The organism is Pontibacter lucknowensis (assembly GCF_900156415.1).
Classification (GTDB): Bacteria; Bacteroidota; Bacteroidia; order Cytophagales; family Hymenobacteraceae; genus Pontibacter; species Pontibacter lucknowensis.
Genome location: NZ_FTNM01000003.1, coordinates 273,397 through 293,901, shown reverse-complemented (window position 1 = coordinate 293,901; position 20,505 = coordinate 273,397). Strand labels below are relative to the sequence as shown.

The 20,505-nt window shown below is 50.8% G+C and carries 16 protein-coding genes and 1 tRNA gene; 7 read left to right on the top strand and 10 right to left on the bottom strand.

What is annotated here, in order from left to right; genetic code table 11:
* Positions 1–671: 671 nt before the first annotated feature.
* Positions 672–1,022: a hypothetical protein gene (locus BW972_RS12075; RefSeq protein ID WP_007661242.1), complete on the top strand. Its 351-nt coding sequence runs from the start codon at positions 672–674 to the stop codon at positions 1,020–1,022.
* Positions 1,023–1,344: 322 nt separating this feature from the next.
* Entirely contained in the window at positions 1,345–2,793 is a 1,449-nt protein-coding gene (locus BW972_RS12070) for a tetratricopeptide repeat protein (RefSeq protein ID WP_076422323.1), read from the top strand.
* Between the two features lie 72 nt (positions 2,794–2,865).
* Here BW972_RS12070 and BW972_RS12065 read toward each other — a convergent pair.
* From BW972_RS12065 to BW972_RS12030, 8 genes are all read right to left on the bottom strand, one after another.
* Positions 2,866–2,949: transfer RNA gene (locus BW972_RS12065), tRNA-Leu, on the bottom strand.
* A 68-nt stretch (positions 2,950–3,017) separates the two neighbouring features.
* Positions 3,018–3,548 (bottom strand): Fe-S protein assembly co-chaperone HscB, encoded by a 531-nt coding sequence (hscB, locus tag BW972_RS12060; protein WP_040574213.1) that lies wholly within the window; start codon positions 3,546–3,548, stop codon positions 3,018–3,020.
* Positions 3,549–3,740: 192 nt separating this feature from the next.
* Complete coding sequence (locus BW972_RS12055) at positions 3,741–4,262, bottom strand: ankyrin repeat domain-containing protein (protein ID WP_083674161.1); 522 nt, start codon at positions 4,260–4,262, stop codon at positions 3,741–3,743.
* A gap of 83 nt (positions 4,263–4,345) precedes the next feature.
* Positions 4,346–5,602, bottom strand: a complete 1,257-nt coding sequence (hemA, locus tag BW972_RS12050) for a glutamyl-tRNA reductase (protein WP_076422322.1) — start codon at positions 5,600–5,602, stop codon at positions 4,346–4,348.
* 104 nt (positions 5,603–5,706) lie between these two features.
* Entirely contained in the window at positions 5,707–7,236 is a 1,530-nt protein-coding gene (locus BW972_RS12045) for a catalase (RefSeq protein ID WP_076422321.1), read from the bottom strand.
* A 330-nt stretch (positions 7,237–7,566) separates the two neighbouring features.
* The gene (locus BW972_RS12040; RefSeq protein ID WP_076422320.1) at positions 7,567–7,857 is read right to left on the bottom strand and encodes a putative quinol monooxygenase; all 291 of its coding nucleotides are present in this window, start codon (positions 7,855–7,857) and stop codon (positions 7,567–7,569) included.
* 28 nt (positions 7,858–7,885) lie between these two features.
* Positions 7,886–8,242, bottom strand: coding sequence for a hypothetical protein (locus BW972_RS12035; RefSeq protein ID WP_076422319.1), 357 nt, complete (start codon positions 8,240–8,242; stop codon positions 7,886–7,888).
* Positions 8,243–8,300: 58 nt separating this feature from the next.
* Positions 8,301–9,077 (bottom strand): SAM hydrolase/SAM-dependent halogenase family protein, encoded by a 777-nt coding sequence (locus tag BW972_RS12030; protein ID WP_007656919.1) that lies wholly within the window; start codon positions 9,075–9,077, stop codon positions 8,301–8,303.
* A gap of 98 nt (positions 9,078–9,175) precedes the next feature.
* Here BW972_RS12030 and BW972_RS12025 point away from each other — a divergent pair, with 98 nt between their 5' ends.
* From BW972_RS12025 to BW972_RS12015, 3 genes are read left to right on the top strand one after another with little or no spacing between them, the layout of a single operon-like run.
* Complete coding sequence (locus BW972_RS12025) at positions 9,176–10,204, top strand: PhoH family protein (protein WP_076422318.1); 1,029 nt, start codon at positions 9,176–9,178, stop codon at positions 10,202–10,204.
* A 21-nt stretch (positions 10,205–10,225) separates the two neighbouring features.
* On the top strand, positions 10,226–10,654 hold the full coding sequence (locus tag BW972_RS12020; RefSeq protein WP_076422317.1) for a GNAT family N-acetyltransferase: 429 nt from the start codon (positions 10,226–10,228) through the stop codon (positions 10,652–10,654).
* Complete coding sequence (locus BW972_RS12015) at positions 10,654–12,759, top strand: ComEC/Rec2 family competence protein (protein ID WP_234986368.1); 2,106 nt, start codon at positions 10,654–10,656, stop codon at positions 12,757–12,759. The genes BW972_RS12020 and BW972_RS12015 overlap by 1 nt, the downstream gene beginning before the upstream one ends.
* A 59-nt stretch (positions 12,760–12,818) precedes the next feature.
* On the opposite strand, the gene BW972_RS12010 is transcribed toward BW972_RS12015, so the two are convergent.
* Both BW972_RS12010 and BW972_RS12005 read right to left on the bottom strand, forming a co-directional pair.
* Positions 12,819–14,150 (bottom strand): amidohydrolase family protein, encoded by a 1,332-nt coding sequence (locus BW972_RS12010; protein ID WP_076422315.1) that lies wholly within the window; start codon positions 14,148–14,150, stop codon positions 12,819–12,821.
* Between the two features lie 99 nt (positions 14,151–14,249).
* Positions 14,250–17,279: an amidohydrolase family protein gene (locus BW972_RS12005; protein ID WP_076422314.1), complete on the bottom strand. Its 3,030-nt coding sequence runs from the start codon at positions 17,277–17,279 to the stop codon at positions 14,250–14,252.
* Positions 17,280–17,508: 229 nt separating this feature from the next.
* On the opposite strand from BW972_RS12005, the gene BW972_RS12000 reads away from it, so the two are divergent.
* Both BW972_RS12000 and BW972_RS11995 read left to right on the top strand, forming a co-directional pair.
* Positions 17,509–18,642: a BamA/TamA family outer membrane protein gene (locus BW972_RS12000; protein ID WP_076422313.1), complete on the top strand. Its 1,134-nt coding sequence runs from the start codon at positions 17,509–17,511 to the stop codon at positions 18,640–18,642.
* 679 nt (positions 18,643–19,321) lie between these two features.
* Positions 19,322–20,470, top strand: a complete 1,149-nt coding sequence (locus BW972_RS11995; RefSeq protein ID WP_076422312.1) for a BamA/TamA family outer membrane protein — start codon at positions 19,322–19,324, stop codon at positions 20,468–20,470.
* The last annotated feature ends 35 nt before the right edge of the window (positions 20,471–20,505 follow it).

Sequence of the window (20,505 nt, the reverse complement as noted above, 5' to 3'; positions counted from 1 at the left end):
ATGCGATAAAGCGAGCCCCCCTAAAAAGAAAAGAAGCAATGACAGCCTTTTCAAATAAGTTTTGAAAACGTCATAGCCAATCCCGCTTCTTGTCGAGCCGGAGAAAGCAATACTGGGTTTCATAAATTGACTGGTTGGTAGAATTTTATCAATGAAAATCCGATGTTATACCAGCAAATTTATGAAGTTGATATATAGGTTGTTAACTATATATTGATCATAATGGAAAATTATAATCTGAAAACCTGGTGGTTTTATTCTATCATAAAGTATTAATCCATAAGTATTAATACTTATCAAAAACCAGGTATACTTTAAAAAGCACTTCAATGATGTTTTAACAAAGAAATTACGGCTAACGCTTCTTTCCCCCTCCTGTCAACCTCCAATAAACTCAGAATCAAGTCCTTTAAATTATTCTTTGAAAAATATATAAAATGAATATCTGAAACACTTTTGCTTTTGTGCTGTGAAGCTACGGGATGAAGACTATAATACTGTCGAGCCCATCGGACGAGTAGCAGCCAATGGGACCTCAGCTGTTTAGAGGAAGACACGCTGCACAAATGTGTAGAGCAAAAACTTGAAGGTTCCAGCGGTTACAGGTATACCCAGCCATTCAATTGGATAGGTTTTTGCTAATATTTAACAGAACCTTATGCGTTATACCTATGAAAAAATTATCCCTCGTGTTCGCACTTACTATCCTGGCATGTACCTGGAGTTATGCACAGGCAGTACCTGCCTCTCTTGTTACAACTACTGCTCAACGAACTGAAGAGTACTGCGAGCTCAGGTTCTTTGTGAAAGCTCTTTTCAGTACTAAAGTGCATGCGCACGTTGATTTCGGCAACGGTGAAGAGGTCTTGAAAGATACTCAAGGAAATAACATTGATTTCATATCCCCTATGGCTGCTCTGAACTACATGAATAGCAAAGGCTGGAAATTAGTCGATACCTATCCCAGGGTTCATGAAGGAAGTAGTTGTACCTACTATGTGATGAAACGGAGTTTGGAGTGAAAGTACTCTTTTAAAAACGCACAAAAACGCCCTGCAGATTAGCATCTGCAGGGCGTTTTTAGTTTACTTAAACCTTGGGCCGGACATTAAAAAGTTCTTGATAGCTGCTTGTGGTTTGAAACATGCTTTTGCAGGGTGTATAGTGACGTGTTAATATAATTTTATTAATATCAACAGATTCTAACTGATGTTCTACCACCTAATTTACTACTACTAACATGATCCTCATCATGAGTACGTCTTTATATTAGAGACTATAGTACCATAAAACTTTATTAGAATTTATATATATTTAGTAGAACCACTAAGAAATCTATATAGTATGAGAAGTATCATAGTGCTCCTGTTTATTTTTTTTATAGCAGTATTAAATGCAAATGCGCAAAGTGAAACCAAGTCTGACTCTTGGGAAGATAACTATAGTGAAGCGCAGCTCGCATTAGAAAATGCTGAGTATTCTAAAGCTTTTGAAAAAGCAATCGCAGCAGAAAGGCTGTTGAAAAAATGGAATCCCGAAGTTGCTTTAGTGAAAATACATGCACTTCACAATCTCACTCAAAGTAATGACTATGTAGATAGTACTCTCAATAATTCCTTACTATTCGAAGTAGATAGGTACATCAAGTTTAACAGAGGCGAAAAAGAAAATCAGCAGGGTATTTTTCAGCTTAATGCAGCACTAAAAGCACTTCCGATATATATCAAAGGTAACTCTGCCAAAACTGAAGAGATGTATGGAGAAGCGATGCAGTATTACTTTAAAGCTGCTGAAATGGGAATATCAAACGCAATGCTTCAAATTGGCCGGTTGTATTCTGAAGGTTTAGGCGTAGATCAAAACGCTAAACAGGGATTCAAGTGGTTTCTTAAAGCAGCAGAAAATGGTAATTCAGATGCAATGTTTATTGTAGGAATATGGTACAGTAGAGGTATTGGCATAGAGACAGATACTTCTGAAGGATTAAGATGGTTTAGAAGGGCCGCAGAAAAAGGCAACGGTAGTGCTATGGCTAATTTAGGAATCGCATACTTAATGGGCCGTGGTACTGCAGTCAACTACAATGAAGCTTTAAAATGGTCTTTGCTTGCATCCAATAATGGTGAAGTAGGAGCATACCATAACCTAGGGGTTCTTTATGCTAACGGATTAGGAGTTGATAGAGACTATACAAAAGCAATTGAGTGGTATGAAAAGGCTGCAGCGGAGGGATTTGCTGATTCGATGATTAACTTGGGTAACATATACTCAAGAGGTGGCCCAGGTGTCACAGAGGATCAAAGTGTCGCTATGAATTGGTATTTAGAAGCAGCTGAACAAGGAAAAGCGGTAGCTATGCATAACATTGCATCAATGTATGTTAAAGGACTCGGTGTAAGTGTTGACTACTGTGAAGGTCTTACGTGGTATAAAAAGAGTGCTGCCTTGGGTGAAGATAAATCTATGCATGCAGTTGGTTACATATATTCAGATGGCAAAGCAGGAAGAAGGAATTATAAAAAGGCAAGAAATTGGTTTTTACAAGCAGCAGAAAAGGGCAATGCAGATTCAATGGTGAACATGGGGGTACTCCATGTCGAAGGTAATGGTGTGAAGAAAAACTATATAGTTGCTTTAGAGTGGTTTCAAAAAGCAGCTGAAATGGGAAACATTAAAGGGATGCTGTATTTAGCGAATCTTTATGAAAAGGGGGGCAAAGGTGTTAGAAAGGATAAAGATCTTGCGGATCAATGGCGTCAAAAAGCAGAAAATTTAAAAAATGTAAAATCATAGAGATTTTGCCATCGTTTCTGCTATCTATAAACGAAAAAACCCACTGAATTTCAGTGGGTTTTTTCGTTTTTGTACCTTGGGCCGGAGTCGAACCGGCACGAGTGTAACCTCATTGGTGTTTGAGACCAACGCGTCTACCAATTCCGCCACCAAGGCATTTTGTTCTATCTGGTTTCAGGTATAGCACCCTGGGCCGGAGTCGAACTTTTGTTCCTGATCGACTATCAGGAACGGGTTGCAAACTTAGATAAAGTTTCCTGAATACGCAACAAATATTTTTTCTTCAAATAGTAGGTTTTTACCTCCTGCAAGGCCTCTTCTTTGGTAACTCCATGAAGCTCAGGGTATCGCTGCAGCACCGGCAGGATATCATTTTCTAAAGCAGCCATGGTGCCCGAGCTCTTCTCCCCTATCTCGTGTAGTTTGGCGGCGTCAAAATCGAACTCCAGCTCCATCAGTTCCTCGTTGATCTCCATCATCTCCATCAGGAAATCGCCCGGCAGCTCGTTTTTGCCCTCTTCCAGCAGGCCGTGCTCTTTCAGGATGTACTGCATGCGCAGGTCGGCATCGCTGAGGGTGCGGTAGGCGTTGGTATTGAGCGTGGAGAGCTCCAGGATCTTCTGCTGCGTGCCCAGGTCCTCGTTCGCGTAAAAGTCGGGGTGGTACTCGCGGCTCAGCTCGTAGTAGCGACTTTTGATCGCTTTCTCGTCGGGCAGGAAACTCTCAGGTATATGGTAAAACTCGAAATAATTCATAGTCACAGTGATCAGTAAACAGTTATCAGTAAACACCAACAGGTATACGTAGCAAAAGTACAGGAAAAGCCTTAAGAATGTTTATACCTGCGCAAAAAGGCACGCACCGGCTATACCTGTAAAGGGCTAGTCAAGCGAAAGCCTGTGCCGCTCTCACAGCACAGGCCACTCACCTTAAACGCAACTATAAAACTATTGCAACAGCTTAATGCCTTCTTCGTTGCCCTGCTGCCTGGCCAGGTCAAGGGCAGTGAGGCCGCGCTGGTCTTTCAGGCTTTTATCGGCGCCATGCTTCACCAGCAGCCCGATCAGGTCATTGCGGCCGAACATGCTGGCAAACATCAGGGCGGTGCCGCCGTTGCCGTTCTGCACATTCACATCGGCCCCTTTGCTGATGAGCAGCTCCGCCAGCGCCGAGTATCCTTTAAAGGCTGTTCCCATCAGGGCGGTATTGCCCGAGGCATCCTGCTGGTTCACATTCGCACCAGCTTCCAGTAGCACTTCCACTGCCTCATGGTGACCGCCATACACGGCGATAATCAGCGGTGTGAAGCCGCGTTGGTCGGCCGCATTCACGTCGGCTTTGCTTTGCAGGTGCTCGCGTATCACCGCCACATCGCCTGCCCTGGCAGCCCCGATCAGGTCGGTGGTCTGCGCGAAAATGGTGGCAGGTATAAGTAAGAAGAGTAAGTTGAAAATGAATGATTTGAACATGGTATTCAGGTATAAGTTATGGGTTAAATGGTATATGTTACAGGCCGCCGCATGCGTAGGTATAGCCAGCGGTTAAGCTCGTGTTAAACTGTTATTTGCTTATCGGAAGGTGCCGTTCTGAACAATTGCTGCATGGCCTGCAAAAGTTGCTCACGGGCTATACCTTCGGAGGTGCGCAGGGCGCCTGCCGGGCGCCGGATCAGTCGATCAAGCGTGGCCTTGGCAATGGCCTGTGCCGCTGCGTTGTCGGCAGGACTAATGTGCTTCTGGAGCTCGCTGCCCAATACTTCTGCAAAAAAGGTTTTCAGTTCGCCGATGGCCTGCGCCACGGGCTGGTCCTGCAGCCACAGGGAAAAAACTTCTGTTTCTTCAGCTATAATCTGCTCCACTGCCGCAATGGCAGCCTGCCGCGTCACCAATACTGCCTGCGTGCGGCGGCTGATCTGGTCGATGTTCACCAGGGTGGTGTTGGTCAACTGCCCTGCTTCAGGCGCTATACCTTGCGGCACCGATAAGTCGAGGAGCACGCGCTTGCCTTTTGCTTCGCCGAAAGCCGCCGCCTGTAACTGTGCTCCGCCACCCACACAACTCACCACCACATCAAAGCTGTTCAGCTCCTGTGTGTAGTTTCTGAAGGCAATGTGCTGCACACCCAGTTCCTGCGCCAGTAATTCGGCGCGGGCATCGGTACGGTTCGTCAGCACGATGTCTTTAAAGCCAAAGGAGCTGGCATAGCGGGCGATGTCGGTGCCCATTTGCCCCGTGCCAATGATCAGCATGCGTTTGGCTGCGAAGTCCTTTCTGGGAAAGAAATCTGTGAGGCGCTCTAAGGCAGCATAGCCCACCGAGGCAGCTCCTACCCGGAAATCGGTTTCGTTGTGTACCCGCTTGTGCGCCCGGAACAGCGTTTGCAGCGCCTGGTGCAGCAAAGGGCTCCCCAGTTTAAGGTCGTTGGTCAGGCGGTAGCTGTCCTTCAGCTGCCCAATGATCTGCCTATCACCCAGCACCCGCGAGCGCAAGCCAAGGCCCACCTCCAGGAGGTAGTACAGGGTGCTTTCGCTGTAGCTGTGGTAGGTAAAGAGCGGTGCGAAGGCAGCTGCGTTTAAATCTTTAAACCGAAGTAGCGCCTGCTGTACAGCGGCAGTTTCGGTTGCTGTTGTTTCATAGTAAACCTCGGTGCGGTTGCAGGTCGTCAGCACCAGCACGCCCTCTACCAGTCCCGCCGCTTTCAGCTCCTGCATAAAGGCTGTGGCCTCTTCTCTGCTCAATTGCAGCGCCTGCCGCTGTTCGAGTGTGGCAGTTTGGTGTGAAATGGAGATAACTTGTAGCGTATGCTTCATGGGAAAGGGTTTTACCGGGGTGATTTGATCTACTGACTGCTCTGCAAACAGCCAGGGTTCAGGGAAAGCAGGCTGAGCCTTTTGTACCCAGCCTGTTCCTGTTATTACTTGCTTGCCACCAGGGCCATCACGTCGTTTTTGTTCAGTTTAAGCGCTTTCATCAGGCGGGTGCCGTAGTCGGCATCCGCCTGGTAGAAATGGCTGACCATTTTGTGCACGATCACTTTGTTGCGGATCTGGCCCAGGTCACCTGCCAGGTTGCTGATCAGGTGCTTTTTGTCAGCTTCGGAAAGTGAGCGGTACAGCTCACCAGCCTGCGCAAAATTGTTCTGCTTGCTGATGGCGCGCTGCATGGTCTCGGCGTCGATCTTGCGGGTAGCGTATTCGTGCTGCTTGCTGTCCACGTAAGTGCCCTGCTTGGTCACGCTTGGCTCGTAGTTGATGTTGGAGTTTTTGCCACGGTTGCTGAAGGCCCCGTTCTGGTTGTTGCTGTTCACCTCTACCTTCGGCGCGTTCACCTCGATGCGCTGGAAATTAGCACCCAGGCGGTAACGCTGCGTATCGAAGTAAGAGAATACGCGGCCCTGCAACAGCCTGTCTTCGGAAGGCTCTATACCTGGCACCAGCGTAGCCGGCGAGAAAGCCGATTGCTCCACTTCTTCGAAGAAGTTGCCCGGCACGCGGTTCAGGGTCATTTTACCGATCTTGATGCTCGGCGCCACGGACTCAGGCCAGATCTTGGTTGGATCCAGCGGATTGAAATCGAACTTGTCCAAATCTTCCGGCTTCATCATCTGCACGGTGAGTTCCCAGCTCGGGAAGTTGCCTTTGCCGATTTGCTCATACAGGTCGGTGGTGGCGTGCGTATGGTCTTTGGCCTGCACCTGCGACGCCTCAGCCGCTGTCAGGCTTCGCACGCCCTGCAGCGATTTCCAGTTGTACTTCACGTAAGTAACCTCGCCCTGTGCGTTCACCCACTTAAAGGCGTGTACCCCAAAGCCATCCATTTCGCGGTAACTGGCTGGCGTGCCCAGGTTAGAGTACAGGTAAGTCAGCATATTGGTAGACTCCGGCTGGTGCGACAAAAAGTCGAACACGCGCTCCTGGTCCTGCTTGTTGTAGATAGGCGACGGCTTGAAAGAGTGCACCATGTCCGGAAACTTGATGGCGTCGCGGATAAAGAACACTGGCAGGTTATTGCCTACGAGGTCGTAGTTGCCTTGGTCGGTGTAGAACTTCACGGCGAAGCCACGCGGGTCACGCAAGGTTTCAGGGGAGCCCTGCTCGTGCACCACCGTAGAGAAGCGTATGAAAAGTGGGGTTTTCTTGCCTTTGCCGTTGAACAGGGAAGCTTTGGTAAATTGGGAGAAATCGCCGTAACTCTCGAACTCGCCGTAGGCACCGGCACCGCGGGCATGCACCACGCGCTCAGGTATGCGCTCACGGTCAAAAGAGGCCAGTTTTTCGATCAGATGCACGTCCTCCAGCAATACCGGACCGTTCTCACCTGCTGTCTTGGAATTTTGGTTGTTGCCCACTGGCGCACCTGTGTTGGTGGTAAGGGGCTTCTGCTGCGCCATGGCAAACTGTCCGCTTGCTGCAATAGCTAACACTAGTAAAGATTTCCGTAACATTTGTGGAATTTGGGTTGATTAACGCCACAAAAGTCCGCGGAAAGTCTATATAGATCAAATAGATTAAAGTAAACGGATTATAGTTAAAAACTATAACATTGAATAAGCTGCTTATTCAAAAAGGTTTACCAATGACAGCATACGCCTAAACCACCTCAAAATTCGATAGCAAAAGATATAGCCACGTGAGGTGAAGCCTATACTATTTGCTACCTGGATCCTTGCCGGATGACAAAAAGAATGGAATGAAACAGCCCTGCTTTAAAGATTGGTTCAGCAGGAATTACGCAGTGCTATTGAAGGGGCTATACCACTCCAGTTAGAGACAGTTCAAATGTCTACTTGCACATTCGACCAAGCCTGCGGCTTATCGGCAAACAGTGCTTTGGTGGCCTTCCATACCTGCCCGAACAGCTCGGAGTCGCGGTAGTTGTTGAGGTGCTTCTCGGAGTCCCAGAGGCTGTAGGTGCTGTAAATATTGGGGTGATTTAGGTCCTGCAGCAGTTCTACATGGTTGCAGCCGTCAAAGGCCCTGATCTTCTCTTTTGAGTTGCGGAAAATTTCCAGGAAGTCGGCCGTCTTCTCCGGCTGAAAGGTCATTCGTACGATGCGGATTAACATGGAGTGATTAAGTGAGTTAGTGATTGTATTAATGTTGGATGGACTCACCCTTTTTGAAAATCGAGACAAGGGCAACGATCAGGTAAATAGTAGCACTTAAGCCGAAAACATAAGGCAAGTACTGCTTGCCTTCCTGGTAAAACACGATGGCCATACCTGCCAGTGCCGCCGACTCGATCAAAAAGCAAGCGATCTTGACACTTCTGTGAGACCAGTGGTAAACCTTCTCCAAAATTAATAAAAGGATAATCAATATACCCAACCCCACAAAAAAACCACCACTCAACACATGCTGCTGGCTCAGTTTGTCTGCCCCTTTCAGGAGCAGCACAAACACCGTGAGCACATGCACCAGCAGGCCAAGTCGGTGGTTCCTATCTTTCATGCGAAGCCGTCAAAAAAATCACTCATTCGCTCAATCACTAATTCACTCAATCACCAACTCAGGCTCCCGGATAAAAGCGCACATCTACCTGTGAGTCGAAGTCTAGACCGAGCAGTTCGGCAGCGTTGCCTTTGTTGATGCCGATGCAGAGCTGGCCAAGATGGTTGTAAAGGCAGCAGCAGTCGCCGTCTTCTACCTGGGTATAGTTCTGGTGGATGCGTCCAACCGTTTCGCGGCCGAAATGCACGGTGTAGGTGCGGCCATGGGCAATGGTCTCTACACTGTCTTTGGTAATGTTGGTGATCAGGTTGCCGTAGTGGTCCACATGAATGACATGCCCTGTTATGGAGTGATCGTTGAGGCGCAACTGGCGGTTAAGCAGTTGCTTATAGGAGGTAGTTCGCTCACCCAGCACGTCGATGTCGCCACCTTTAGCCAGGTATAGCGCAGCAGGAGCCAGCAGATTTTTGGCTGGGAAAGGAAGCAGTTCCTCATCCGTCTGCAGCTCCACTACCACTTCTGGCTCCCCGTCTGTCAGCAACGAAAGCAACCCATTGTCAGCGAGTAGAAAGTAGTGGCCCTTGTATTTTGCAGCATGATATTTGCCCTGTTTGCAACCGTGCGTGTCTACTGCCACCAGGTGCACCGTGCCTTCAGGGAACTCCCGGAACACCGAACCGATAATGTACTCGGCCTGCGGGATATTGAAAGGCTCAATCCCATGGGAAATATCCACGATATGGGCCTGAGGCTGCAGGGACAGCATGGCGGCCTTTACAGCAGCTACGTAATGATCGGTGTAGCCAAAGTCTGAGGTAAACGTAATTACAGCCATAGAGCGAACTATAATTTGAGTAGATTTGTAATCTATATGTAACAATTTTAGCTAATTTACAGAATATATTACCAACGTACTATATATAACATAAACATTTGGTAGAGAAAGTAATAACATTAGAGAATATCTCTCTTATCGATTTTCTGGGGACAGAGAATCAGAATATCAAGCAGCTTGCAGCCGCTTTTCCGAGCAGCAAGATCATATCCAGAGGTAACGAAATTAAAATTCAGGGCCAGACGCCTGAGATAACCAAGATACACGAGATCCTTTCTTCGCTGATCGATCACTATCACAAGTTCGGGAAGATTACGCATAACAGCGTAAATAGATACCTTTCTTCTGATCCTTTTACGGATGAGGAAGTAATCGTGACTTCTCCGGACGTAATCGTGTACGGTAGCAAGGGCGGCATCATCAAAGCCAAGACGCCAAACCAGAAAAAACTGGTGGACCTGGTGGAGAACAATGACCTGGTGTTTGCACTGGGGCCTGCGGGTACCGGTAAGACTTACATCTCGGTGGCGATGGCCGTGCGCGCCCTCAAAAACAAAGAGGTGAAGAAGATCATCATCTCCCGCCCTGTGGTGGAAGCCGGCGAAAATCTGGGTTTCCTGCCGGGTGACATGAAAGAGAAGGTGGATCCTTATCTGCGCCCGATCTACGACGCACTCGAGGACATGATCCCGATGGAGAAGCTCAAATATTACCAGGAAAGCAAGATCATCGAGATCGCGCCGCTGGCTTATATGCGTGGCCGTACCCTGAGCAATGCCTTTGTGTTGCTCGATGAGGCACAGAACACGACGCCGGCACAGATCAAGATGTTCCTGACCCGTATGGGCCCAACCTCGAAGGTGATGATCAACGGTGACCGCTCGCAGATTGACCTGCCGCACAGACAGAAGTCCGGTTTGATCGATGCCCTGCATACCTTGCGTAACGTGAAAGGGATTGGCTTTATCGAGATGCAGCCGGAGGACGTGATGCGTCACCGCCTGGTGCGTGACATCGTAGACGCCTATACACAGGCTGACGAGGCACGTCTGTCTGCCAAGCTGGAAGCCGAAGCCGCCGAAGAAGGCAAGCCCGTATCGGTGAATGGCCGCAAAAAGAAGGTATAGCAGCTGATCTGATAACACAAGATGATTGAGGTAATACGTGCTGAACGCGAGCAGGATAGGTCTGCTGCGTTCAATATACGTGAACAGGTATTTGTAGAAGAGCAGCAGGTACCACGTGAGGCGGAGCGTGATCAGTTTGAATCGACTGCCCGCCACTACCTGGCCACCTGCGAAGGTATAGCCTGTGGAGCCGCCCGCTGGCGACAGACCGACCAGGGTATAAAGCTGGAGCGCTTTGCTGTGCTGGCCGACTACCGCAACCGACAGGTGGGCGCTGCGCTGTTGCAGGCCGTGCTGCGGGACGTGCAGGCAGCTCATGCTGGCAGTAAGGTATATCTGAACGCGCAGTTACCGGCCGTCAATTTCTACAAGCGCCACGGCTTTGTAACCGAAGGCGACATGTTCACGGAGTGCGACATACAGCACTACAAGATGGTTTATAAGGGCTGATGAAACGGTGGGCTCCCTACCCATTCGTTCGCATTGTCCTTAGCTTTATAGCAGGTATACTCGTGTACCTGCACACAGGCAAAGCGTTCAGGTATAGTCCTGAACTCTTTGCCTTTTTTGTTGCCCTCTACCTGGTACTATACCTGATCGCACGCAAGGCGAAAACGGTAGAAGCCAACACCCTGGCAGGTATAGCCGGCCTCCTCTGTTTCGCGGCAGGCGGTATGTGGGTCACCCACCTGCATACCGATTCGCACCGTCCGCAGCACCTGCGCAATTTGTCTGGACAGCCTGCTTACTATACGGGTGTGGTAAATGATTACGTGGTGCAGAAACCTGGTTACCAGAACACGGTACTGCAGGTAGAGCTGGTGCAGGTAAACGACCAGTGGCAACCCGCCGAAGGCAAGGTACAGCTTTCGGTACCCCATGACTCACAGCGGGAGTACGAGCTTGCCTACGGCGACCGGCTTTTGATTAAAGGCACACCGCTACCTGTCGCGCTGCCCGCCAATCCGAACCAGTTTGACTACCGTGCTTTTCTGGCCAACAAACAGATTCACTACCGCCATTTTCTGCAGGCGCACCAGTATCAGAAAATCGAATCGGATCCATCAAACCCGGTGCTGTACTTCAGCATATACCTGCGCCGCCAACTCGACGCTTTGCTGAAGGAGTCGATCAATGAGCGGCGGGAGTACGGCATTTCTTCTGCCTTGATCCTGGGAGTGAAAGACGAACTTGACAATTCCATCCGGGATGCCTATGCCCAGACCGGCACCATGCACGTGCTGGCGGTATCGGGTCTGCATGTGGGGCTGATCTATGGGATACTGGCTTTTCTGCTGGCTGGCTTTAAGAAAACAACCAGGCAACGGGTAATTTATGCCGCTGTTATTCTGGGTGTGCTCTGGCTGTATGCTTTCATTACGGGCCTCTCCCCTTCTGTGCTTCGGGCTGCTTTCATGTTTAGTCTGATCACGCTGGCTATGGTTTCCAGGCGACAGCACAACATCTACAATACCCTCGCCATAGCTGCTTTTGCACTGCTGTGGTATAATCCGTATTTCCTGCTGGAGGTGGGCTTTCAGCTCTCTTTTCTGGCGCTGCTCGGCATCGTATACCTGCAGCCAAGATTCTACAGACTGCTGGAGTTCGACAACAGGGTTCTGGACAAAGGATGGTCCCTCTTCACGGCGGCGCTGGCGGCTCAACTGGCTACTTTCCCGCTAGGGCTATACTATTTTCACCAGTTCCCGGTCTACTTCTGGCTGGCTAACCTGCTGGTAGTGCCAGCCGCTACATTGGTACTTTACTCGGGTGTAGCTGCCCTATTCTTCTCCTGGGTACCGCTGCTCAGCACGCTGCTGTTCCAGGTTCACTTTGCCATCACCTGGGCCATGAACGAGTTCAACCTGCGGGTGAATCAGCTGCCACAGGCTGTCATCAACGGCATCGACATCAGCGCCTCCCAAACCTGGCTGCTCTATACCTTGCTGCTCTTGTTTATCCTTTTCTTCGCCTACAAACAGCTCCGCTACTTTGCCTTGGCGACTGCAGTTGTAGCAGTGCTGGCGGCGCAGGAGGTACTGGAAATAGTAGCTCAGCGAGACCAACGCAGCCTGGTAGTGTACAACATGCGCAACGCCACCGCTTTCAGTTTCCTGCAGGGGGAGCAGGCGACCGTGGTGAGCAACCAGCCGCTGGCCCCACAAATCTATACCTTCAACATTCAGCCTTACCTCTGGCACAAAGGCGTGTCGCAAGCCGACACCTATACCCTTGCAAATGCTCCAACGACAGGTATAAGCCATGTTGTATTGCCCGACAGCAACAGCCTGCTGGTATGGCAGGGCAAGCGCCTGCTAGTGGTCTCGAAGCCGATCAAGGTGCAACCGCTACCCGATTTTGAAGTGGATTACCTGCTGCTCACGCAGAACGTTCGGGTAAAGCCCGAAGAGCTACAGCCTTTCCGCTTCAAGCAACTCGTACTCGACGCCTCCAACGCCCCCTGGTACCTCCAGCGCCTGAAGCCACAGTTAGCGGAGGCGGGGATACCGTTTTATGATGTGACGGAGCAGGGAGCGTTGGTGGTAGAGTTGTAAAAAAAAAAGCGCTGTCACAACATGACAGCGCTTTCCTGCTTAAGGTGAGAGTAGATATTTTAATTCTGTGCTTTCGGACCTGTAGTTGCAGGCTGCTCAGCCTGGTACTTGCCGTTGAACTTCTCGTAGAGGTACTTCTGCTTGTCGTTCAGATCGATCTTGCGGCCCTGGATGAAAGCGTGCGTTACGTTGTTAGTGCGCATGTCCAGGATATCGCCGGCCGATACCACGATGGTGGCATCTTTGCCAACCTCTACGGAACCTACCTGCTTGTCTATACCTAAGATCTTCGCCGTGTTGAGTGTGATGGCGGCCAGCGCCTGCTCTTTGTCCAGACCGTGGGCTACGGCTGTACCGGCAATGAAAGGCAGGTTACGGATACCGTGTGTGCTCAGGTCGTAGTCGAGTGCGAAAGGTATGCCGGCCTGCTGCAAGAGGTATGGCGTCTTGTATGGCATGTCCACATCTTCGTCAGAGCGGGTTGGCAGGGCATGTACGCCAGAGTAGATCACGGCAATGTTGTTTGCCTTCAGGAAATCGGCAACGGCAACCGCATCACGGGCACCTACTACCACGATGTCCTTCACGCCATGCTGCTTCACGAAGTTCACGCCTTCAATGATCTCCTTGCCATAGTTGGCATGCAGGTATAGCTTTTTAGAGCCATCGAACAGACCGTTCAGCGAAGTGAGCTTCAGGTTTTCTTTCTCGTTTTTGGCCTGCTTGTACACAGCGGCGTCGCGCAGCAACTGACCCAGCTCGGCAATGGCTTCTTCGCGCTGCTGGCCCATGTTGGCCATGCGCGGGTTCGGAGCGCCCCCTGTGTTAATGATCATGTTTGGCCAGCTCAGGTGAATACCTATGTCGGCTTTCACGATGGCATCTTCCCAGTTCCAGGCATCCAATTGCACCACTGAAGACGAGCCGGAAATGGTTCCGCCCACCGGTGTTACCTGCGTCATCAAAACGCCGTTGGCACGAATGGTCGGCACGATGTCAGAGTCGGTGTTGTAGGCCACCACAGCACGCACGTTCGGGTTAAACTGTCCAACTTCGCGCATGTCGAGTGTAGCTCGCACACTCTCAATCTCGTTCAGGCCAAGTTGTGCGTTTGGCTGGATCAGGCCTGGGTAGATGTGCTGCCCGGCTACGTCGATCACTTCGTGGCCATTGCGGTTCGCACCACTCAGTGGCCCCGCGTAGGTGATCTTGCCATTATCAAAGCCAACGGCGGCATTTTCTACCACCTTGCCGTTACCCACGTGCAGGGTAGCGCCTGTCAGCAACACAGGCTTGCTTTGCTTCGCAGCCGGCACCGGCACCTGCGCAAAGGCAGGCACACTCAGCATAAGCGCCACGAAAGCTGAAATATATCTCTTGTGAATTTTCATCTCTTTAATTGTTGCATTGCTGTATTGTTAAATTGTTGGTTCGCGGTGCGATTCCCTCAATTCCGAAACAGCAATTTAGCCATTTAACAATTTAACCATTTAGTAAGCCAGAAAATCCTCTTCCTCGTGGTGCTCTACGTCTTCGCAGTGTACCACAGCAGCGCGGCCTCTTGGAGGCGCCTGTGTTCTGGCACCAGAGGTTTTAGCCTGCAGCATCTTCTGAACAAGGCGCATACGCTCTTTCTCCAGCTCAGTGCGCAGCTGCGTGTCACGCTCCAGGTCGTAGTAAGCAATGCCGTCCACAAAAGTTTTTTCGGCACGGGCGTAGATCGACAACGGGTGGTTGTTCCACAGTACCACGTCGGCGTCTTTACCTGCTTTAATGCTACCCATGCGATCATCCAGGTGAAGCAGTTTGGCTGGGTTCAGCGTCACCATTTTCAAGGCTTCCTCTTCGCTCACACCAGCATACTTCACGCTCTTGGCAGCTTCCTGGTTCAGACGACGGGCCATCTCGGCGTCATCAGAGTTGATGGCAGTAGTCACGCCCAGCTTGTGCATGATACCTGCGTTCTGTGGAATCGCGTCTTTCACCTCCATTTTGTAAGCCCACCAGTCAGCGAAGGTAGAGCCGCCGGCTCCGTGGTCACGCATTTTGTCGGCTACTTTATAGCCTTCCAGGATGTGCGTAAATGTGTTTACTTTGAAGCCCATCTGGTCGGCTACCTTGATCATCATATTGATCTCAGATTGCACGTAAGAGTGACAGGTGATGTGGCGCTTGCCGTCCAGGATTTCTACCAGTGTCTCCAACTCAATGTCGCGACGCGGCTCGCCGGCCGCGGCTTTCTGCTTCTTCGACATTTTGTTGTAGTCTGCCCAGGCCTGCTTATACTCCTTGGCACGCTGGAAAGCGTCTACGTATACCTGCTCCACCCCCATACGGGTCTGCGGGAAGCGCACGTTGTGCGAAGGTGCGCGGTTGGAGTGCTTCACGTTCTCACCTAAGGCGAATTTGATGAAGCCGTCGGCGTTCTCCACAAACAGCTCCTCCGGGCTCTTGCCCCAGCGCAGTTTAATAATGGCCGACTGACCACCAATTGGGTTGGCAGAACCGTGCAGCAATTGCGAAGTCGTAACACCACCAGCCAGCTGACGGTAAATGTTCGGGTCTTCGTGGTTCACCACGTCCATCATGCGTACTTCGGCAGTTACCGCCTGCGTACCTTCGTTCACTCCCTGCAACGCAATGTGCGAGTGCTCGTCAATTATACCGGCTGTCAGGTGCTTGCCAGTGCCGTCAATCACACGGGCGCCAGACTCGCTCAGGTTCTTGCCAACTTTCGCGATCTTGCCGTTCTTCAGCACCACGTCAGTGTTCTGCAGGATACCTTCTTTCTCGTTCGTCCATACCGTGGCATTCTTGATCAGCACCGTCTCCTGCTTTGGCAGTTCAGCCTGACCGAAAGCCTGGAACGGATAGATCATGTTGCCGAGCTCCAGTGCCTGCTTGGCTTCTTTGGCAGCGTCTTTCTTCGCTTTCTCGGTCATTGCTTCTGAGAACTTCGCATTCCATTTCACCAGTGTCGCATCCGGCAACTGGCCTTCGCCCTGCAGGTTCTTATCAGCATACCAGCCGCTCAGGCGGATAGTCTCTTTACTCTTCTTGTCTTTAGTGAATGACAGCGTTACCAGGTTGCCGCTAACAGAGATCTTTCCTGTCACGGTGTCCTGACCGATCACTTTCAGTTCCGGCTTTTCAGGCGTACCGGCAATCTGCAGTTTGCGCTCCGGCTGCTGCCCGATCTTCAGCGTATACACACCTCTGTAATCAGCTGGCACTTCAGTGATCTTGTATTGATTGCCCTGCACCCAGTTCTCCAGGATCACATTGTCTTCAGCAAACAGGTTGCCGCTGGTGATGATGAAGTTGGCCAGTTTGCCTTTGTCGAGGCTACCTACGTGCTTGTCGGCTTTCAGGAGTTGAGCCGGAGTGGCAGTCAAAGCTTTTAGGGCTTCTTCTTCTGACAGACCGTACTCAATGGCCTTGCGCAGGTTTGGCAGGAAGTCTTTTTTGTCTTTGAGGTCGGCTGTGGTGAAGGCGAACGGTATACCTGCCTTCTGCAAAGCTGCCGGGTTGGACGGAGCCATTTCCCAGTGCTTCATGGCGTCGAGCGGCACACGGCGGGCATCATACGGGTCCTCCACATTGTACGCCTCCGGGAAGTTAAGCGGCACGATGATTGGGGCATTGGTCGCCTTGATCTCCTTGATCATCTGGTACTCGTCGCCGCCACCTTTGATGATGTATTGCTTCTTGAACTCGTCGCCTACTTTATCGGCACGCAGCAGGTTCAGCTTGCTGTTGGCTTCGAAAATCTGCGGATAGTTGTTGGCACCCGTAAAAGCGGCCAGCGAGATGTTCTGCTCACGACCCGGATTCATGTTGTTCCACTGCGCATCGAGGTAAGTCTGACGCAGCAGGGCAATAGAACCCATGAGCGAGTTCGGGTAATCCTGCGGCGAAGAGCCTTTCTCAAATGAAAGTGCACCAGCAGCCTTGTCGAGCAGGATTACCTCGTTCTCGCGCTTGTCAGCCAGTGTTACCAGCGTGGCCGTACCGCGGGCTATACCGTCGCGGTGCACGGCCAGCACGGTACCGAAGCCCAGCTTGCGCATTTCCTCAGCCTGCTTTTTGTCTACTTTAAAGAGCTCCACAGCATTGGTTTCCGGACGAATGGCCTGGTTCCAGTTGTAGGCGCCCTGCTTCGTAGACTCCTCCTGTGGTGGGGCTGTCCAGCTGCGGCGCTCCACTTTTACCTCCGGCAGACCATAGCTGGTGAACATATCCACCAGACCCGGGTAGATGTGCTTGCCTTTGGCATCGACTACCACGGCACCGGCAGGCACCTGTACTTTGGTACCCACGGCCTCTACCTTCCCGTTTCGGATCAGCAGGGTGGCGTTCTCTATTTTGGTTTTGTAATCGGTGTGGATGGTGGCGTTGGTGAGCGCGACAAGACCGGTGCGTTCATCGTACACGCCATTGCGCGGAAAGGTCTCCTGCGCCATCGCACTGCCTGCTGCTCCCAAAGCGAGACAGGCTGCAATGGTTAAGATTTTTCTCATGTGTCAGATTAAGGTGATTGAGTAGTTTAGATTTAAACACACAATATAGCCATCTTCTGTCTAAAATTCCACGCGCAAAGCTGTTAAAATATTCACAATCACCACAAATAGATCTATTTCAATGTATAGACATTAACAAAACAAGACTGTTCTTATTTGGTTTATACCCGAAAGAGTACTTTACGTATGTACTCCTAATATTTTGAACCCCTATTGAACCAAGGCCTGCATGCGCTTATACCTATACTTCATTCTCCCGCTGTTTTTATTCACACTGCTAAATCCTATACCTGCCCTGGCGCAGGAGCAAACCACCGAAGAAAAAACCTCGAATCCGCCGGAGCCGGAACGACGCAGCGTTAAAGGGCTTATACCTGCGCCTGTCATCTATTATACCCCGGACACACGTCTTGGCTTTGGAGCCTCACTATTGGGTTACTTCCGCCTCCGCAGCTATACCGACACCACCTATACCCGCCTTTCTTTAGCCCGGTTGGTGGTAGATTACACCCTGAACAAGCAGACCGACCAATGGCTGTATTGGAACATTTTCACCCGGGAAGAACGCCTGATGCTGCGTGGAGAACTGCGGCACCGCATCTATACCGATCGCTTCTACGGCATCGGCAACGACACGCGTGAAGAGGATCGCGAGCTGTATGACTATGACATGATCAGCGCCAAAATTGCGGTACTCAAGAACGTAGGTTTTCGCAGCTTCCTGGGGCCAGACCTGCAATTCACGGAGTATTATGATGTGGAACTGGAAGAAGGCAGTCAGCTGCTCTCTCAACAGATTCCCGGCTACAAGACGGGCCGCAATGTGGGTTTGGGTGCCATCTTCCTGATTGACCACCGCAACAGCACGGCCTATCCGAGCAAAGGTTTTTACCTGGAAATCTCAGGCTATCACTTCGGCAAGACTTTTGGCAGCGACTTCCGCTACAACAACTTCAACCTGGAATTTAACCGCTACTATGGACTGGGCAAGGACCGCGTACTGGCCACTAATACCATGCTGCGCCTAAACGAGGGAGACGTGCCGGTACAGCGCCTGGCCACTGCCGGCGGCGACAAGTTACTTAGAGGCTACGCCCGCAACCGCTTCCACGACGACCATTTTGTAGGCTCGCAGGTGGAGTACCGCTTCCCACTCTTCTGGCGACTGGGAGCGGCCGCTTTCGCAGGTATAGGCGACGTGTTCGACAAACCGGAAGACATTAGCCTTTCAACGATCAAATACTCCATCGGCACAGGTTTGAGGTACGCGATCAGGCCTGAACAAAAACTCAATTCGAGACTAGATATAGGGTATGGCCGAGAAGGGTTTAATGTGTACCTGATGATTGGGGAAGCTTTTTAGGATCAGGATTAAAGAGGGCCCCTATCCACAAAACAGGGGAAGGAGCTGTGCACGATTGTCATCCCCCTGCCCCTTTCAAAGGGGGACTTTTTGGCTACTGCATCTCCATAGGTATAGGCGCTGTAGTTTCTGTAGCAGCACGCACCACTGGCAGGTATAGCAAGACTAACTTGCACGGTAGCTATAAAACAAATCGCTTTGGCTAGGTGCGCCCTTTGACACTCCACTGTTTGAGCGTTCAGCGAGTGGGGGTAGGGGCCCTCGATTTGGAGGTTCTTGACTTTTTTGCTTACTTTGGGGGTAGGGGCCCTCGATTTGTGTCAAGACAAAAAGTAAGGCCCGCCCGGCCAGGGCAAGCTATGAAACAACTCAGGATGCTATACCTAGCCAGCCGCCGCCGCAACACCAGCTCTCCCCAACGGCCAGAGTCCGCCATATACCTCACACTCGCGGGACGCGAGCGAGGGAGAAATTCGTAAACGAGCATGGACGCTCGCGTAATACCAGCTATACCTGCAACAGCAGTTGCAACACAACTTCCCTCCGCCGGACAGGCAAAAAAATCACTCACCCCACTAGCAAAAATCCCTTAAACTTCATTACATTTCTACAGGCAAAGTCCTGATTTATACCTGTTATAACACAGAACCCGCCCCTCACCTTATACCTTGCTGGTTTTATGAAACGACATGCACTTGCCAGCTGCTTGCTGGGACTTTGTTTGCTATTGGGCGCAACTAACCGTGCAATGGCGCAGGACCAACCCGCCGACGCTATACCTGACACCATGCCTCCGAAGGCTGAGAAGACACGGGGGCTTATACCTATACCCGTGCTCTACTATACCCCCGACACACGACTAGGATTTGGAGCAGCGCTGCTCGGCTTTTTCAAACTGAAGAACAGCGAAGACGAAGGCTACACCCGCCTCTCACAGGTGCGTCTTATTGCGGACTATACCTTGCGCAAGCAAACCGACCAGTTGCTGGACTGGACTATTTTCACACGCGACGAGAAATACCTGCTGCGCGGCGAACTGCGACACCGGGTATACACCGACCGCTTTTATGGCATCGGCAACGACACCCCGTTGTCAGACGAGGAGATCTATGAATACGATTATGTAAGTGCCCGACTGGCAGCTTTAAAGAAGGTTGGAGCAAGAACTTTCCTGGGTCCGGATTTTCAGATTGCCAATTATTACGACCTGCAGCTCAATCCCATCAACCAAGACCGCGAGAGCCAACTGCTCACGCAACAGATTCCCGGCTATCAGGGTGGCCTGAACAGCGGTATGGGACTGGTCTTCCTGCTCGACAGTCGCGATAACGTGGCCTTTGCCAGTAGCGGTACTTACCTCGAGATGTCCGGCTACCGCTTTGGCAGTACCTTCGGCGGGGACTTCGGCTACAGTAATTTCAACTTCGACTTCCGCAAATATTTCCAGCTGAAGCCGAATCACATTCTCGCCCACAACACGAGTTTCAACTTAAATAATGGCGACATACCTGTCATGCGTATGGCCATGGCCGGCGGCGACCGCATCCTGAGAGGCTATGCTAAAAACCGCTTCCTCGAAGACAACTTTGCCGGCACGCAGCTGGAGTACCGTTTCCCACTGTTCTGGCGCTTCGGCATGGCGGCCTTTGCAGGTGTAGGCGATGTGTTCGACAAACCGAAAGACGTCAGTTTCTCTACATTGAAATACTCCATCGGCTCAGGATTGCGCTACGCCCTTAACCCGGAGCAAAAGCTCAACATCCGGGCAGATATCGGGTATGGGCGCGAAGGCATGAATTTCTATGTGATGATCGGCGAGGCTTTTTAGTTATGCGACAAAAGTCACATACTTAAATTGGAAAG

What these genes read in the sequence shown, in the direction of transcription:
- hemA (WP_076422322.1), bottom strand. Translation starts at nt 5,602, where the DNA reads ATGAAGCATACGCTACAAGTTATCTCCATTTCACACCAAACTGCCACA.
- BW972_RS12000 (WP_076422313.1), top strand. Translation starts at nt 17,509, where the DNA reads ATGCGCTTATACCTATACTTCATTCTCCCGCTGTTTTTATTCACACTG.
- BW972_RS12075 (WP_007661242.1), top strand. Translation starts at nt 672, where the DNA reads ATGAAAAAATTATCCCTCGTGTTCGCACTTACTATCCTGGCATGTACC.
- BW972_RS12040 (WP_076422320.1), bottom strand. Translation starts at nt 7,857, where the DNA reads ATGTTAATCCGCATCGTACGAATGACCTTTCAGCCGGAGAAGACGGCC.
- BW972_RS12035 (WP_076422319.1), bottom strand. Translation starts at nt 8,242, where the DNA reads ATGAAAGATAGGAACCACCGACTTGGCCTGCTGGTGCATGTGCTCACG.
- BW972_RS12020 (WP_076422317.1), top strand. Translation starts at nt 10,226, where the DNA reads ATGATTGAGGTAATACGTGCTGAACGCGAGCAGGATAGGTCTGCTGCG.
- BW972_RS12015 (WP_234986368.1), top strand. Translation starts at nt 10,654, where the DNA reads ATGAAACGGTGGGCTCCCTACCCATTCGTTCGCATTGTCCTTAGCTTT.
- BW972_RS12010 (WP_076422315.1), bottom strand. Translation starts at nt 14,150, where the DNA reads ATGAAAATTCACAAGAGATATATTTCAGCTTTCGTGGCGCTTATGCTG.
- BW972_RS12045 (WP_076422321.1), bottom strand. Translation starts at nt 7,236, where the DNA reads ATGTTACGGAAATCTTTACTAGTGTTAGCTATTGCAGCAAGCGGACAG.
- BW972_RS12030 (WP_007656919.1), bottom strand. Translation starts at nt 9,077, where the DNA reads ATGGCTGTAATTACGTTTACCTCAGACTTTGGCTACACCGATCATTAC.
- BW972_RS11995 (WP_076422312.1), top strand. Translation starts at nt 19,322, where the DNA reads ATGAAACGACATGCACTTGCCAGCTGCTTGCTGGGACTTTGTTTGCTA.
- BW972_RS12005 (WP_076422314.1), bottom strand. Translation starts at nt 17,279, where the DNA reads ATGAGAAAAATCTTAACCATTGCAGCCTGTCTCGCTTTGGGAGCAGCA.
- BW972_RS12055 (WP_083674161.1), bottom strand. Translation starts at nt 4,262, where the DNA reads ATGTTCAAATCATTCATTTTCAACTTACTCTTCTTACTTATACCTGCC.
- hscB (WP_040574213.1), bottom strand. Translation starts at nt 3,548, where the DNA reads ATGAATTATTTCGAGTTTTACCATATACCTGAGAGTTTCCTGCCCGAC.
- BW972_RS12070 (WP_076422323.1), top strand. Translation starts at nt 1,345, where the DNA reads ATGAGAAGTATCATAGTGCTCCTGTTTATTTTTTTTATAGCAGTATTA.